The 12,684-nt window shown below is 58.8% G+C and carries 11 protein-coding genes and 1 pseudogene; 9 read left to right on the plus strand and 3 right to left on the minus strand.

Going from position 1 to position 12,684, the window contains the following annotated elements; genetic code table 11:
* The 9 genes from RMO15_RS27165 to RMO15_RS27205 form a co-directional block, all read left to right on the plus strand.
* Positions 1-926: ATP-binding protein (locus tag RMO15_RS27165; protein WP_309720243.1), on the plus strand; the 926-nt coding region annotated here is incomplete at its 5' end.
* The gene (locus tag RMO15_RS27170) at positions 923-1,651 is read left to right on the plus strand and encodes a hypothetical protein (RefSeq protein WP_309720245.1); all 729 of its coding nucleotides are present in this window, start codon (positions 923-925) and stop codon (positions 1,649-1,651) included. The genes RMO15_RS27165 and RMO15_RS27170, both read left to right, overlap by 4 nt.
* Positions 1,652-1,678: 27 nt before the next feature.
* Positions 1,679-2,131, plus strand: coding sequence for a hypothetical protein (locus RMO15_RS27175; RefSeq protein WP_309720248.1), 453 nt, complete (start codon positions 1,679-1,681; stop codon positions 2,129-2,131).
* 16 nt (positions 2,132-2,147) lie between these two features.
* On the plus strand, positions 2,148-3,482 hold the full coding sequence (locus RMO15_RS27180; RefSeq protein ID WP_309720251.1) for a DUF1501 domain-containing protein: 1,335 nt from the start codon (positions 2,148-2,150) through the stop codon (positions 3,480-3,482).
* Positions 3,479-4,792, plus strand: coding sequence for a c-type cytochrome domain-containing protein (locus RMO15_RS27185; protein ID WP_309720254.1), 1,314 nt, complete (start codon positions 3,479-3,481; stop codon positions 4,790-4,792). Before RMO15_RS27180 ends, RMO15_RS27185 begins: the two co-directional genes overlap by 4 nt.
* A complete protein-coding gene (locus RMO15_RS27190) occupies positions 4,782-5,423 on the plus strand; it encodes a PPC domain-containing protein (protein WP_309720257.1) in 642 nt (213 codons plus the stop codon). The genes RMO15_RS27185 and RMO15_RS27190 overlap by 11 nt, the downstream gene beginning before the upstream one ends.
* A 16-nt stretch (positions 5,424-5,439) precedes the next feature.
* Positions 5,440-6,060 carry a hypothetical protein gene (locus RMO15_RS27195; protein WP_309720260.1) on the plus strand — a complete coding sequence of 207 codons (621 nt, stop codon included), beginning with the start codon at positions 5,440-5,442 and terminating at the stop codon, positions 6,058-6,060.
* Entirely contained in the window at positions 6,060-6,791 is a 732-nt protein-coding gene (locus tag RMO15_RS27200) for a hypothetical protein (protein WP_309720263.1), read from the plus strand. The genes RMO15_RS27195 and RMO15_RS27200 overlap by 1 nt, the downstream gene beginning before the upstream one ends.
* 163 nt (positions 6,792-6,954) lie before the next feature.
* Positions 6,955-7,929, plus strand: a complete 975-nt coding sequence (locus RMO15_RS27205) for an alpha/beta fold hydrolase (RefSeq protein WP_309720265.1) — start codon at positions 6,955-6,957, stop codon at positions 7,927-7,929.
* Between the two features lie 44 nt (positions 7,930-7,973).
* Here RMO15_RS27205 and RMO15_RS27210 read toward each other — a convergent pair whose 3' ends face one another.
* From RMO15_RS27210 to RMO15_RS27220, 3 genes and pseudogenes are all read right to left on the minus strand, one after another.
* Complete coding sequence (locus RMO15_RS27210) at positions 7,974-8,957, minus strand: hypothetical protein (RefSeq protein ID WP_309720268.1); 984 nt, start codon at positions 8,955-8,957, stop codon at positions 7,974-7,976.
* A 66-nt stretch (positions 8,958-9,023) separates the two neighbouring features.
* Positions 9,024-12,401 (minus strand): efflux RND transporter permease subunit, encoded by a 3,378-nt coding sequence (locus tag RMO15_RS27215; protein WP_309720271.1) that lies wholly within the window; start codon positions 12,399-12,401, stop codon positions 9,024-9,026.
* Between the two features lie 3 nt (positions 12,402-12,404).
* Positions 12,405-12,684: pseudogene (locus tag RMO15_RS27220) on the minus strand (efflux RND transporter periplasmic adaptor subunit); the annotation flags it as partial.

The following is a 12,684-nucleotide window of genomic DNA, read 5'->3' on the forward strand; positions in this document are numbered from 1 at the left end:
GCCCCAACGGCTCCGGTAAAAGCACAATCCTAGATGCGATTCTACTTGGTGCCAGTGTTGATACAAACAGGTCTATAGAAATTGTAAAAAATCGCCGCCAAGGGGATCATAATCAGGATCGTTGGGTTATCCGAAGAAATCGCCAAAATAAAGCTAAAATATTAGTATATACTAATCATATTGACAAAATAACGAACAATCAAAAATGGTTTAATAGGGTTGATATAAGTACGAATAAAGAAAATGGAAGTTTAGAATTTAATTTTCTCCATAAGAATGGCCCTGATCTCCCAGAAGAAGTTCTGGAGCATTTAGCATTGGAAGACAGAATTCCTGATGAATCAGAATACTTACCAGAAGATGTAATGATTTCATATGATTGTAAAATCAAGCAAAAGCCACTATATGAACTCTATTCAGAAATTGCTAAAATTGGAGGTCGTGACTTTATAAATTCTCTTCTGGGTGAAATTATTTCTAATTTTAATAATATCGAAATATTAACCGAAAATAATGAAAAAGGATTCATGCCTGTTGTCAATGTTGTTTTCACTGGCACACTAGGCAGCGTCCCTGTCAGTTTGGCAGGTGATGGAATTCATGCTCTTGTTCGTATGGCAATGGAAATCCAACTCAGCCAAGGATTGGCGTTAATTGAAGAACCTGAGGCGCACCAGCACCCTGCAACCATTCGACAGATTGCAAAAGCTATCTTTGCTTCGGTGCGAAAAGAGAATCAAGTCATTCTTACGACACATAGTTTAGAGCTGATTGACGCCCTTTTGGATGCCGCAACAGAACCAGATGATCTGGATAAGCTAAGTGTCTTCATGGTTAAGCTGGATAACGGCAAGCTATGTTCGGCGCGGATTCCGGGCAAGAATGTTGAGATTGAACGGCATCAGATCGGAGCAGATTTACGGTGAGTCTCACGAGGCAGATTCTCTGCGAGGGCTACCATGACCGGGCTTTTTGGTATGGCCTGCTGGAGAAGCTCGGCTGTAAATTTTCCAAAGAGCATAGCCTGCCAGGGCACAGGAAATCCCCAGGAGAGTACGTTGGAGTGACACCTGACGGGGGCGTGGTGAGTATTGTCCCTGTAGATGGGGTTCCCAATCTCCTCCCCGCCGTCGAGACGCGCTTACTCCAACGAGAAGTGCGCCCCATTCAGCACCTGATTGTCAACCGGGACACAGATACTCAGGCGGGCGAGGAAGGCGGGATGCAGCCCATCGCGCTTCTACGACTTGCGGAGCGTCTTAATATCACGGCCAAGCTCACTCCCGAAGGCGACATTGTTCTCGAAGAAGGAGCGATGCGGCTCTCTCTGGTGCGCTGGGAAGCAAGTGGCGAGGCACAAGAGGGTGTCCCCAACCAGCAGACGCTGGAGCGAATGGTAAGTCTGGCAATTCACCGTGCTTACCCCGAAAGAAGCGCAGAGGTCAGTGCTTGGCTTCGCTCGCGAACGGAGCCACCCACCTACGACCTGAAGGAAATCGCCTGGTCGTACATGGCAGGCTGGTTCGCCGACTCCGGATGTGAGGATTTCTATCGAGCACTCTGGCGTGAGAAGCGAATTTCGGCGGAACTAGAAAAAATTCTACTAGAGAATGGAACGTGGCGCGTGGCGGAGTCACTCGCTAATATCTAGACACTGAGAGGCAAAGATAGATAAAAAATGAATGCACCTATTGAATATCTATTGGCGGGCTACACCGTGGAGAAGGATCGGAGAGTCCTTCTACAAGACCCACGCACAGGCTATATTCTTGTACGGATGGGGGAATGCGACGGCGCTCATAAATCAGTGAGCCTGTACCCAAACCTGACCGAGGTGGCGAAGCGTTTTGGGCCAGCCTGGACTCGTTCACAGGTATTTCCCAGGAAGCCTCTATCGCTGGAAACGGGGCGTGGTGTTAAGATTGGGGATCGGCCAGAGCAGGTGTTCCGCAAGATGGGAAAGCCAACCAGGAAAGGTGGGAGCCTACAGCACGCGGACGAAACCGTCTGGTCGTACCATCACGTACAAGGTAGTCACGAAAAAGGTGCGGAGTATATCAGCCGCTTCCGCTTCCGGCGGGATCGGGTGACAGGGATTGAGCTTCTTCGCGAAGCCATTCCTGGGTGCTAGTTTAGAGGTAACAACGATGCTGGATGTCAATGCGGGTCGAGAGTATGCACGCTGCGATGGAATGACGCGGCGGGATTTTGTGCGGCTAGGCGCTCTGTCTGCCGTGGGGCTGAGCTTGCCAGAGCTGCTGGCGCGGGAGGCCGCGGGGGCATCGGCGACGACAAAGCCGCTGGCAAAGAACGTGGTCGTGGTCTATCTGGGCGGCGGGCTGACCCACCACGACTCGTTTGACCCCAAGCCCGAGGCTCCGGCGGAGATTCGCGGCAAGTACGGCGTGATCCCGACCAAGCTGGCGGGCATTAAGTTCTCCGACAAGATGACTGAGCTGGCGAAGCTGACGCACCTCTACGCACTGTGCCGAGGGCAAGTAACGGGCTCGGATCACCACGAGACCGCGACACAGTGGATGCTGACGGGAAACTACGGCCTGATGCAGGGCGGCGACTACCCGAGTTTAGGCGCGATCTGTGCCCATGAGCTGGCTCCGCTGAGCACGCTCCCGCCCCATGTTGCCATCCCCCGTAACGCCAGCTTCACCTGGGAGCTCGGGAAGGCCGCCTGGCTCGGGGAGCGCTACGAGTCGTTCAAGGCGGGCAATGTGGGAGACAACAGCTGGCAGGTGCCGAACCTCTCGCTCTTGCCCGGTGTCGCGGAGGAGCGCCTGACCCGCCGCCAGAGCATGCGCCAAGCACTCGATAACGTGGCAAAGAAATTCGAGTACAGCGACGCGCTCACCAGCATGGATGCGTTTCAGCAGAAAGCCGCTCAGCTCATTCTCTCCCCCGAGGCGCGAAAAGCCTTCGATCTCAAGGCCGAGTCCGACGCGACCCAGACCAAGTACGGCAAGGACTTCTGGGGTCGCCAGCTGCTTCTGGCCCGTCGGCTCGTCGAGGCCAACACGCGCTTTGTCTTGGTCAACCAGGGCGGCTGGGACCACCATGCCAAGATCTACGAAGGCTGCGACAAAGCCCTCCCCGATCTAGATCGCTCCCTCGCTGCGTTTTTCTCGGACATGAGCGAGCGCGGCCTGCTCAAAGACACGCTGGTTGCCGTCTTTGGGGAGTTTGGGCGCACCAGCAAGCTCAATAAAGACGCCGGGCGAGACCACTGGGGCAACGCGGGGTGCATGCTCTTTGCCGGTGCCGGGGTGCGCGGCGGGCAGGTCATCGGGGAGACCGACGAGCGCGGGGAGTACACGGTCAGTCGCCCCATTCGCCCCACGGAAGTGGCAGCGACGATCTACCACGCCCTCGGGATTGATTATGAGAAGCATATCGTCTCACCGTCGGGACGCCCGGTCGCCATCTTGCCCGAGTGTCAGCCGGTCAAAGAGCTCTGGTCGGGTGCATGACACAGCCGCCCAAGCCCCCGGCAATTGTCTTTAGCCGCGATGTGCTCCCGATCCTGCGTCCAAGCTGTATGGGCTGCCACTCCGGCCCCAACCCGGCCAGCGGCTACTCGATGGACTCGGTCGCCAAGCTCCTTGCCGGGGGGCGACGCGGCGCAGCCGTCGTTCCCGGCAAGGGTGCCCAGAGCAACCTCCTGCGCTACTGCAACGGCGAGCTCAAACCCAAGATGCCTCCCAGCGGTGCCCTCGATAAAGTCCAGCTCGGTGTCTTCAAGCGCTGGATCGATGAGGGCGCCAAGGTGGATAGCCTAGTAGCGGCCACTCCCCCCCTAGCCCCCGCCCGGCGGGGGGAAAATAAGGAACCATCCTCTTTGTCCCCCCGTTCGACGGGGGTTAGGGGGGTGGCAGTTGCTCCCGTCACTGCTCTCGCCCTGTCTCCCGACGGCAAGACACTGGCGGTGGGTGGCTATCGGGTGGTGCGCTTGCTTGACCCGCTGACCGGCGAGCTACAGCGCACGCTTACCGGATGTGCAGATCAGGTGCAGAGCCTGTCCTGGGAAGCAAACGGGCAGCGGCTCGCGGCGGCGGGTGGGGTTCCGGGTGAGAGCGGCGAGGTGGCGATCTTTGCCATAGCCAGCGGAAAAATAGAGAAGAAGCTGACAGGGCACACGGATGTTGTCGTCTCTGTGGCGTGGCGCAGTGGCACCGACGAGATCGCGACGGGCTCGCTCGATAAGACCGCCGCGCTCTGGAGCGTGGGAACCGGGCAGCGGCTACGCCTCCTGAAAGACCACGCCGATACCGTGCTCGCCGTGGCGTATAGTCCGTCGGGGGAGTTCTTAGCGACGGCATCCGCCGATAGAACCGCCAAGCTCTACCGCACCAAAGATGGCGTGCGGGTAGCGGCGCTCAATGCCCACCAAGACGCGATTGTGCGCCTCGCGTTCTCACCAGACAGCAAGCGGCTAGTGACGGGCTCGGCGGACAAGACGGTGCGCATCTGGAGCGTCAAAGACGGCCCCATTGAGAACCCCGATGCCACCCAATACGAGCCAGAGGTGCTCACTGCCTGCGCCTTCTCCCCCGATAACCAGCGCCTTTTTTGGGTCTCGGCCTCGCGAAAAATCAAAGTCTTTGCGGCCAATGGACGCGACTACCAGCAGGAATTTGGCGATGCCACCGACTGGATCACCAGCCTCGCCGCCACCGCGGATGACAAGACCCTGATCGCCGGAACCCTCGATGGCAAGCTCTTTCTCTGGGACCTGACAACGCGAAAATTCCTGCGGAGCATCGAGAGCCGTGCAAAATAAGCCCACGCTCAAAGAGATCGCGGTCTTCGGTCTTGTCGCGGGACAGACCACCAAACTCACGCTCACCGGGGAGAACCTCGCCCCAAGTGGCGTCACGGTAAAAGGCCCGCTTCAAGCCAAGCTTCTCGACAGCAAGTCAACCACGGCAACAGTCGAAGTAATCGTGCCCGCCGACTGTCCGCCCGAGTCGTTTGAGCTCACCCTGGTGCATCCCAAAGACAGCCCGACGATAAAGCTCCCGGTCTTGCCTGCCGTCGTGCAAGAAGTGACCGTGAAGAAGCCCCTGAGCCGCTTCGACCAAGCATTCCCGCTCGCGCCAAGCCCCTCGCTCTCCGTCCAAACCAACCTCGAAAGCGACCAGGTGCACCTCTACCAGCTCGCCTTAAAGCGTGGTGAGAAGATAGAAATCACCGTCACAGGCGCACGTTCCCCCCTCTCTGACCTCGATCCCCTGCTCCGCCTGCGCGACTCCCAGCGCCGCATGCTCACCCTCTCCGCAGGCCGCCTCAAAGTAGACCGCCGCCTGAGCTTCACCGCCCCGAGCGACGGTACCTACTTCCTAGAAGTGGGCGACTCCCAGCAGCGCAATACCCCCAAGATGCTCTACCGGCTCGTCGTCCGCCGCCTCTAGCCGGTACAATTTATCCATGCACCAGCAGCAGGAAGCGCTCTCCCCCGTCGCACTCGCCCAGCGCTATGCCCACCTGCGCCAGAGACCCGCACAACAGAGCCGCCTGCTTCGTGGGAGCATCGTTGCCATCGCGGGGCTCCTTCTCCTGGTTATGCTGTGGCCCCGTCAGCTCGTTTTCGTTGTCTTCCTGGTCTTTTTTCTCGTTTTCTGGCTCCCGATGCTCCTCACCCGCGCCAGTGCTAAGAGTAAAGTAGAAGCTGAACTCTACGCCCAGCTCCTCGGGCTTCTCAAAGACGATACGCTTCCTCTGTCTCTCACCAACCGCGTCGCCGTCCTTGCCGCACTCCCTGCCTCAACCCAGCCTCCCCTGCTCGGGCTTGCTCAGGCCCGCCTTGCGAAAAAGCTTGCCTACGCCAGCCCCACCGAGCTCGCCGAGCTTCCTCGCGCCCCGCTCCATGCCTGGCTGAGAGACCTAGAAACGCCAGATGATCTGCGCATCTCGCTCCTCCTCGCTCTGGGAACTCTCCACGACCACGCCATCCGTCCTCTCGCCCAAGAGATCGCCCACCTCGCCCCCACCGAGCGCCTCCACGAAGCCGCTTTGGAGTGTCTGAAATCGCTGGAGAGTGCGCCGTGATGCAGCAGCAACAGAAGCCGCTCCCACAAACCGAAGACTGGCAAAATCGTCTCGCGGAGCGCATGGCGAGCAAAGAGTGGAAAGACAACAATCCTGTTTTGGAGAGCCTGACACAAGAAGAAATCATTTGTTTTTTTCTGAACCAGCGACGAGAAGATCGTCAGCGACTATTCCGCTACCGAACTATACGTGTTCTCATAGGAATAGTTTGTTGCATTGTTGGTTTTAGCCTCCCTGAGCAACCGAAATTTTTAAAGTATCTTGGTTCATTTTTACAAAGTTCCTGCCTTGTCATTATGCTTAGCGATGGTGGCCTCTTGGGAGCGAGATTCCTACCACTCTCTACAAGGCTTTCCCGTATTGAGTCTCTCCTTCCTCGCTACTTGGTGGGCTGTCACGATCCGGCACTTCTGCCCAAACTTCTTCGAGAGCGCCCACAGCTCTCCAAAAATCTGCAAAAAGCCAGCGACAACACGATGGCGCATATTCTCATTGCAATGGGAGGCGATGAGGCCTTTGCGTTGCCCTTTGAGCTTCGGGCGGAGCTGGCGACGCTAGCTGAGAAACACGAGACGTCACTGGATCTCTCTATCGTGATCTTGCTGGCTCTAACATCGGCGCGGGATGGGAATGTCCAGCCGGTGCTGCGGCGGCTGAGCAATGACGCGCGTTCACTGCGATTGCGCGAGGTGGCGGCGGAGTGTCTGCGGGAGTTTTCGACAAGCCCGTGACACGTGACTGCCCAATGGAATTGGGCGTCATCAGTGGCACTGTGTGCCGCAAAGCCCGTGCCGGGCTGGGAATCGAATTCTGTAGCCCGGCACGGGCTTTGCGGCGGAACGCCATTGCAGACGCCGATTTCCAATCGGCGGCGGGGGGCGGTATCATAACCGTATGGCTGAGGCAAGCGACGAGACGCAAAAGAGTGGCAGTGGGATGCTCAAGAAGCTCCTGTGGGCAGGTGTGGCGGTGGGAACCGTGGCGATGATCAACGCGGCGATCTTCCAGAAAACGCCGCCGCTGATGTACCGACAGACCGGCGGACAGGCCAAGTGGCTCCCCCTCCCCGATGGCGATATCGCCTACGAGGTGGCGGGCGAGGGCAAGCCGCTCTTGTTGCTACACGCCATCGGTGCGGGCTGCTCGGCGTTTGAGTGGCGGCATGTCTTTGGGCCGCTCTCGGAGACGCGCCAGGTCTTTGCCCCCGATCTGCTAGGTTTTGGCAAGTCCGACAAGCCCAAGATCACCTACACCGCCGAGACGTACTTAGACCTCATCGCCGACTTTATCGAGCAGGCGATTGGTCAGAAAACCGACATTATCGCTTCGTCGCTCTCTGCCGCGTTTGCCGTCGCACTAGCTCAGCGTCGCCCGGAGCTAGTGGACAAGCTGATTCTGGTCTGTCCCACGGGCCTAGAGGCGCTGAGTGCACCGCTCCAGCCCTCGGGGAAGGCCATTGCCACCGCGCTTTCTTTGCCCGTGCTGGGCGCGAGCCTCTACAACCTCCTCACGAGCCGAATGGGCCTTCGCCAGTACTTAAAGATGCGCGTCTACGCGTCGCCAGAGCCGGTGGACGATGCCCTGGTCACGCACTTTCATCACGCCGCCCACCAGCCCGGCGGCGACCGGGTGCTCCCCTATTTTCTGGGAGGCTACCTGAACTGTAATATCGCAGACGCTCTTGCATCGCTCCCCGAAGCCCCGAAGCTGCTCTGGGGTGCCGCTGCCAGCGAGACCCCGCTTGCGCAGTCCGAGGCGTTTCTCGACGTCCGCCCGGATGCACAGCTCGTCGTGCTCAACAACGTCGGCGGCCTCCCCCACGACGAATCCCCAGAGGCGTTTTTGGAGATAGTGGAGGGGTGGGTTTAGGAGGCCATCTCCCCGGCTCGTGCCTCGCTAGAAAGAGGGGTTTTCTATTGCCAGAACCCTCCGGTGATGGAGACAAGGTTGGTGGTAATGGCGCGGCGTCTTCCGGTAGCAAGGGTGATGATCTCCAGTGCCCCACAGCGCTGCCCGCCGCGCTTGTATTCCCCAATCCACTCCTCCTCGGCGGTGGCGATCTGCTTGCCATCGGGGCTGATCCCCACTAACCGCCCTTGTGAGAGAGGTTTCCAGGTACGCCGCTTTAGATCCACAAACACGCAGGTGTAGTGCTCACCATCTGACCTGCTTCCCATAGTCTCAGCGAGAAGGCAGTCTGGTTTGCCAGGAATAGGATGCCAGCAACGACGATACGTAAGTCCCGCTCTCCAGTCTTGCTCTTTAAGAGGCTTGAGCATCAATTTTTCTGGGTTTGCTGAGCCGGGACATATACGTAAAAAGGGGAACTGCCCCTGAAAATCTTGTTGGCTATCTCCCACCAAAGTGCCATCGGAAAGCCAGGTACAGTTGTACAAAACCGGCGCAGGTGCCTCTTTGCCCGTTGCAAGCTCTAGAATTGTCACACGGCTCGCATAGTCCAGCAGATAGAGTCGCTTGCTATCAAGCGACCAGGCAGAGTCAATGATTTCTTCGGGGAACTTTTTCGTTTTTCCCGTCTGGCGATCATAGAGATTTCTCGTGTTCACCACAAAGCGGCCGTTGGGGGAGAAGTGACCTACTGAGAATTCCTGCAACTCTGCACAACGCTTCAGCGTGCCGTTGCGCAGGGACAAGTGGTGGAGCACACTCCCCCTCCGAAAGCGCTTCCCATACTCCAGATAGACGCCATTTCGATCCGTGCCCAGAGGTGTCATCAGCGTATCTTGCTTGCTATCGGTCAGCGCCTTGAGGCCCGTTCCATCGGGGCGAATCCGCCAGAGCCGGTACGGCCCCAGCGCATCAAGTGTCGCCTGCTTCGTTGTGCTGCGACGATAAAACTGCCCCGTGAAGTAGAGATAACTTTTGGCCACGTCCATACACCATTCTACAAGAAAAAGCTCTTCCCAGAGCACAATGCTCTGGGAAGGGCTCGGAGGGGAAACCTACCGCCCCGTGATCTTCTTCTTCAGGCGTCCGATGCCCTCACCGATGTCGTCGAAGACGGTGTAGACACAGGGAATCACGAGTAGCGTGAGCAGCGCCGAGAGGCAGAGGCCACCGACGACCACGATCCCGAGTGGCTGACGGAACTCCGAGCCACGGCCCAGTGCCATTGCAATGGGCATCGCGCCCAGGATCTGTGCCAGTGTGGTCATGATGATCGGGCGCAGACGGGTCGGACCAGCTTCTCGGATCGCATCTTCTCGGCGGTAGCCACGCTCGCGAAGGGTGTTGGTGAAGTCCACTAAGAGAATGGCATTTTTCGTCACCAGCCCCATCAGCATGATCACCCCGATCATCGCGATAATCGAGAGCGGCTTGCCCGTGACGATCAGCCCTAAGAGTCCGCCGACGAGCGCCTGCGGGATCGAGAGCATGATGATCAGCGGGTAAAGAAAATTGTTGAAGAGCGCCGCCATCAGCATGTAGACCAGCGTGATCGCCAGGCCCAGCGCGGTCGCCATGTAGACGCCCTCTTCTGCCAGCGTGTTCGCCTCGCCGCCCCACTGGTACTTGGCCTTCCCGAAGTTCAGCTTCTTGATCTCCGGGTCAATCTTCTGCTGCATGTTGCCGATCACGAGGCCCGGTGCAAGATACGCCGTGACCGTGATCTGGCGCTGGCGGTTCTTGCGGTCAATCTTGGTGGGGCCGCGTCCTTCGAGGGTCTGGGCGAGATCACTTACCCGGATCGGCTGACCATTTTTTGTGGCCACGATCACGCTGCCCACGTCCGCCACCGAGGCGCGGTTGAGCTGGCTGTACTGCACACGAATGTCGTACTGCTCGCCGTTGTCGCGGAACTTGGCGTCTATATTGCCCTCGATAGCGTCGCGCAGGGACTGAGCCACTTGCTGCACGCTCAGGCCAAACTGCGCCGTGCGCTCACGGTCCAGCACCACTTGCACCTCGGGCTTGGTGGCCTTGTAGCTGATATCAGGCGTGAGAATGCCGGGCGTCTTGGCAAGAATGTCGCGCACCTTCCGGGCGTTGGTGACGTTCTCCTCCATGCTCGGCCCGACGATCTCGATCTGCACGGGGGCCGCAGCTCCATTAAAGCCCGAGACCTCCGCCGCCTTGATGTCCGCACCGGGAATATCCTTAATCCGCGCTCGCACGACCTCGGCAATGTCCACATCGCTCCGGGTGCGTAGCCCGGAGTGGTCTTTCCAGGGCTGGAGCTGATCCAGCGTGCCCATCGCATCGGTGAGCGTGATGCGCACCTGGGCGAAGTTAGTGCCGTTGTTGCTCCCGCCGCCAAAGCCGCCTGTTGAGGTAGAGCCCGCGCTGTTCTCGATGTACTTGATCTCGGGAATGTCGTGGATCTTCTCCTCGATCTGCTTGAGGACATTGCTGGTCGCATCCAGGCTCGCCCCGGCGGGCAGCTCCACGGTGAGAGCGACCTGGCCCTGGTCTTGTCCCGGTGCGAACCGGAAGCCCAGCGGCTTACCGACCTGTCCGGCAAGAGTCGTGACAAGCACCGTCGCCACGGCACCAATGGCCGTGGTGATCAGCGGCTCGATCGTGAAGCGCTTACGCAGCTTGGAGACGAAAACTAAAACAGCACCAATGACAAGCTGGATCATCGCCAGGGGCATCGCCATCTTGATCGCCGCGGGGACGCCGCTTCCGGCAGCGGCCATCCACAGAATCACCAGAACCAGAGCCATGTTGCCGATGAAGACCACCGAACCACGGTGGCGCAGCGCCCAGGTCAGGGAGTGCTCGTAGGATTTTTCTAATCGGGTGTAGAAGCGGTTAATTGCGCCAAAGAACCCGCTGTGCGGCTCGGCGTACTCGCCTTTCTTGTACCAGCGCGAGGCCAGCATCGGGGCTAGGGTGAAGCTCATTAAAAGCGAGAAAAGAGTCGCAATCGCCACCGTCAGGCCGAAGCTACGGAAGAACTGGCCCACGATGCCGCCCATAAAGGCCACCGGCACAAAGACAACGACATCCACGAGCGTGATCGTAACAGCGGCCATGCCGATCTCGTTGCGTCCGTTGCGCGATGCCTCTTCTGGCGTCTCGCCGAGCGCTAGGTGCCGGTAGATATTCTCGATCACCACGATAGAGTCGTCTACTAAGATTCCAACGGCGAGCGAGAGGCCAAGAAGCGTCATTGAGTTGAGCGTGAAGCCTAGGCTGTACATCACCAAGAACGTCGCAATAATAGACGTCGGAATCGAGAGCGCGACAATAAGCGTCCCACGAAAGTTGTGCAGGAAGAAGAAGACGATGGTAACGGCAAGCAGTGCGCCGATCACCAGGGTCATCTCCACGTCCTTCAGATTCTCCTCCGTGCTCTCGGACTTATCCTGCGTTGTGGTGAACTCAATATCTTCAGGGAGTAGCTTGGCGAGCGTGAGCATCTGCTTGCGCACCCCCCGAGCGATGTCTACCGTGTTTCCTTCACTGGTCTTCTGAATGGCCACGGAGACGGTGTCGGTGGAGCTGGGAAGTGGGCCTGCACCGGAGCGCTGGGAGAGCGAGGCGTTCTCCGTGCGTTCGGCAATCGTGTCCTCGACCTGACCAAGATCTGTCAGAGCAATCGTGCGGTCGGCGGAGCCATTGCGTCCGCCAAAGCTCAGACGTAGGCCGCGCAGCTCCTCGGCGCTGGCAAACTCACCGATCACGCGCACCGAGTAGTCGCGATTTCCCTCCGTGACGCGTCCCGAAGGCACGTTGAGGTTCTGGGATTTGACCGCGCTCGCCACTTCCGAGACCGTCAGGCCGTAGGCGTCTAAGCGGTTCTTATCGAGGCTCACACGCAGCTCGCGCCGGTCGCCGCCCGTCACAATCACCGACGACACACCCGAGACCTGCCCCAGCTGGTCTTTGACCACTCGGTCGGCCAGATCGCGGATCTCTTTATTGCTACGCCCGATCTTAGAGCGCATCGCCATGTAGATAATCGGGGAGGCGCTGGTATTGGACTTCTGGATCGTGGGTGCATCTACTTCTCGTGGCAGGCGGGCACGGACGGCATCCACTTTCCCACGCACATCGGCGGCGGCCACATCGGCGTTAGTGGTGAGAAGAAACTCCATCGCCACCACGGAGACGCCCTGCTGGCTGGTACTGGTGACGTTCTTCACACCATTGACCGAGCCGACGGCATCCTCAATAGGCTTGGTGACGAGCGTCTCGATCTCACCCGGCCCTGCGCCGGGGTAGACCGTAGTGATGGTCACAAACGGGAAGTCCACACGCGGGTCTTGCTCGGCGGGCATCTTGAAGAAGCCCTGCAAGCCCATCACAATCAGCGCCCCGATCAGCATCAAGATCGCCACCGGGCGCTTGATCGCAAGATTTGTCAGCCACATAGTCTAGTTCCTCGCCACGTCCGCGATCACGCGAATGACAGCTCCGTCTCGCAGAGCCGTCTGTCCCACCACGATCACTTGCTCGCCCGCGCTCACGCCGCTTCGAATCTCCACGGTCTCCGCCGTTGTCACCCCCAGCGTCACCTTGCGCTGCTCGGCAGTAGTGCCCTTGGCGACATAGACCGCAAATGCACCATCTTCGCTCTTGACCAGCGCATCTTTGGAGATCACCACGCCGCGCCGCTTTTCGAGCACCACGCCGCCCCGTGCGAACATTCCAGGC

This window comes from Armatimonas sp. (genome assembly GCF_031410135.1).
Classification (GTDB): Bacteria; Armatimonadota; Armatimonadia; order Armatimonadales; family Armatimonadaceae; genus Armatimonas.

Bases quoted from the DNA above. Each gene is read 5' to 3' on its own strand.
- RMO15_RS27210 (WP_309720268.1), bottom strand. From the start codon at position 8,957: ATGGACGTGGCCAAAAGTTATCTCTACTTCACGGGGCAGTTTTATCGT.
- RMO15_RS27185 (WP_309720254.1), top strand. From the start codon at position 3,479: ATGACACAGCCGCCCAAGCCCCCGGCAATTGTCTTTAGCCGCGATGTG.
- RMO15_RS27205 (WP_309720265.1), top strand. From the start codon at position 6,955: ATGGCTGAGGCAAGCGACGAGACGCAAAAGAGTGGCAGTGGGATGCTC.
- RMO15_RS27175 (WP_309720248.1), top strand. From the start codon at position 1,679: ATGAATGCACCTATTGAATATCTATTGGCGGGCTACACCGTGGAGAAG.
- RMO15_RS27180 (WP_309720251.1), top strand. From the start codon at position 2,148: ATGCTGGATGTCAATGCGGGTCGAGAGTATGCACGCTGCGATGGAATG.
- RMO15_RS27215 (WP_309720271.1), bottom strand. From the start codon at position 12,401: ATGTGGCTGACAAATCTTGCGATCAAGCGCCCGGTGGCGATCTTGATG.
- RMO15_RS27200 (WP_309720263.1), top strand. From the start codon at position 6,060: ATGCAGCAGCAACAGAAGCCGCTCCCACAAACCGAAGACTGGCAAAAT.
- RMO15_RS27195 (WP_309720260.1), top strand. From the start codon at position 5,440: ATGCACCAGCAGCAGGAAGCGCTCTCCCCCGTCGCACTCGCCCAGCGC.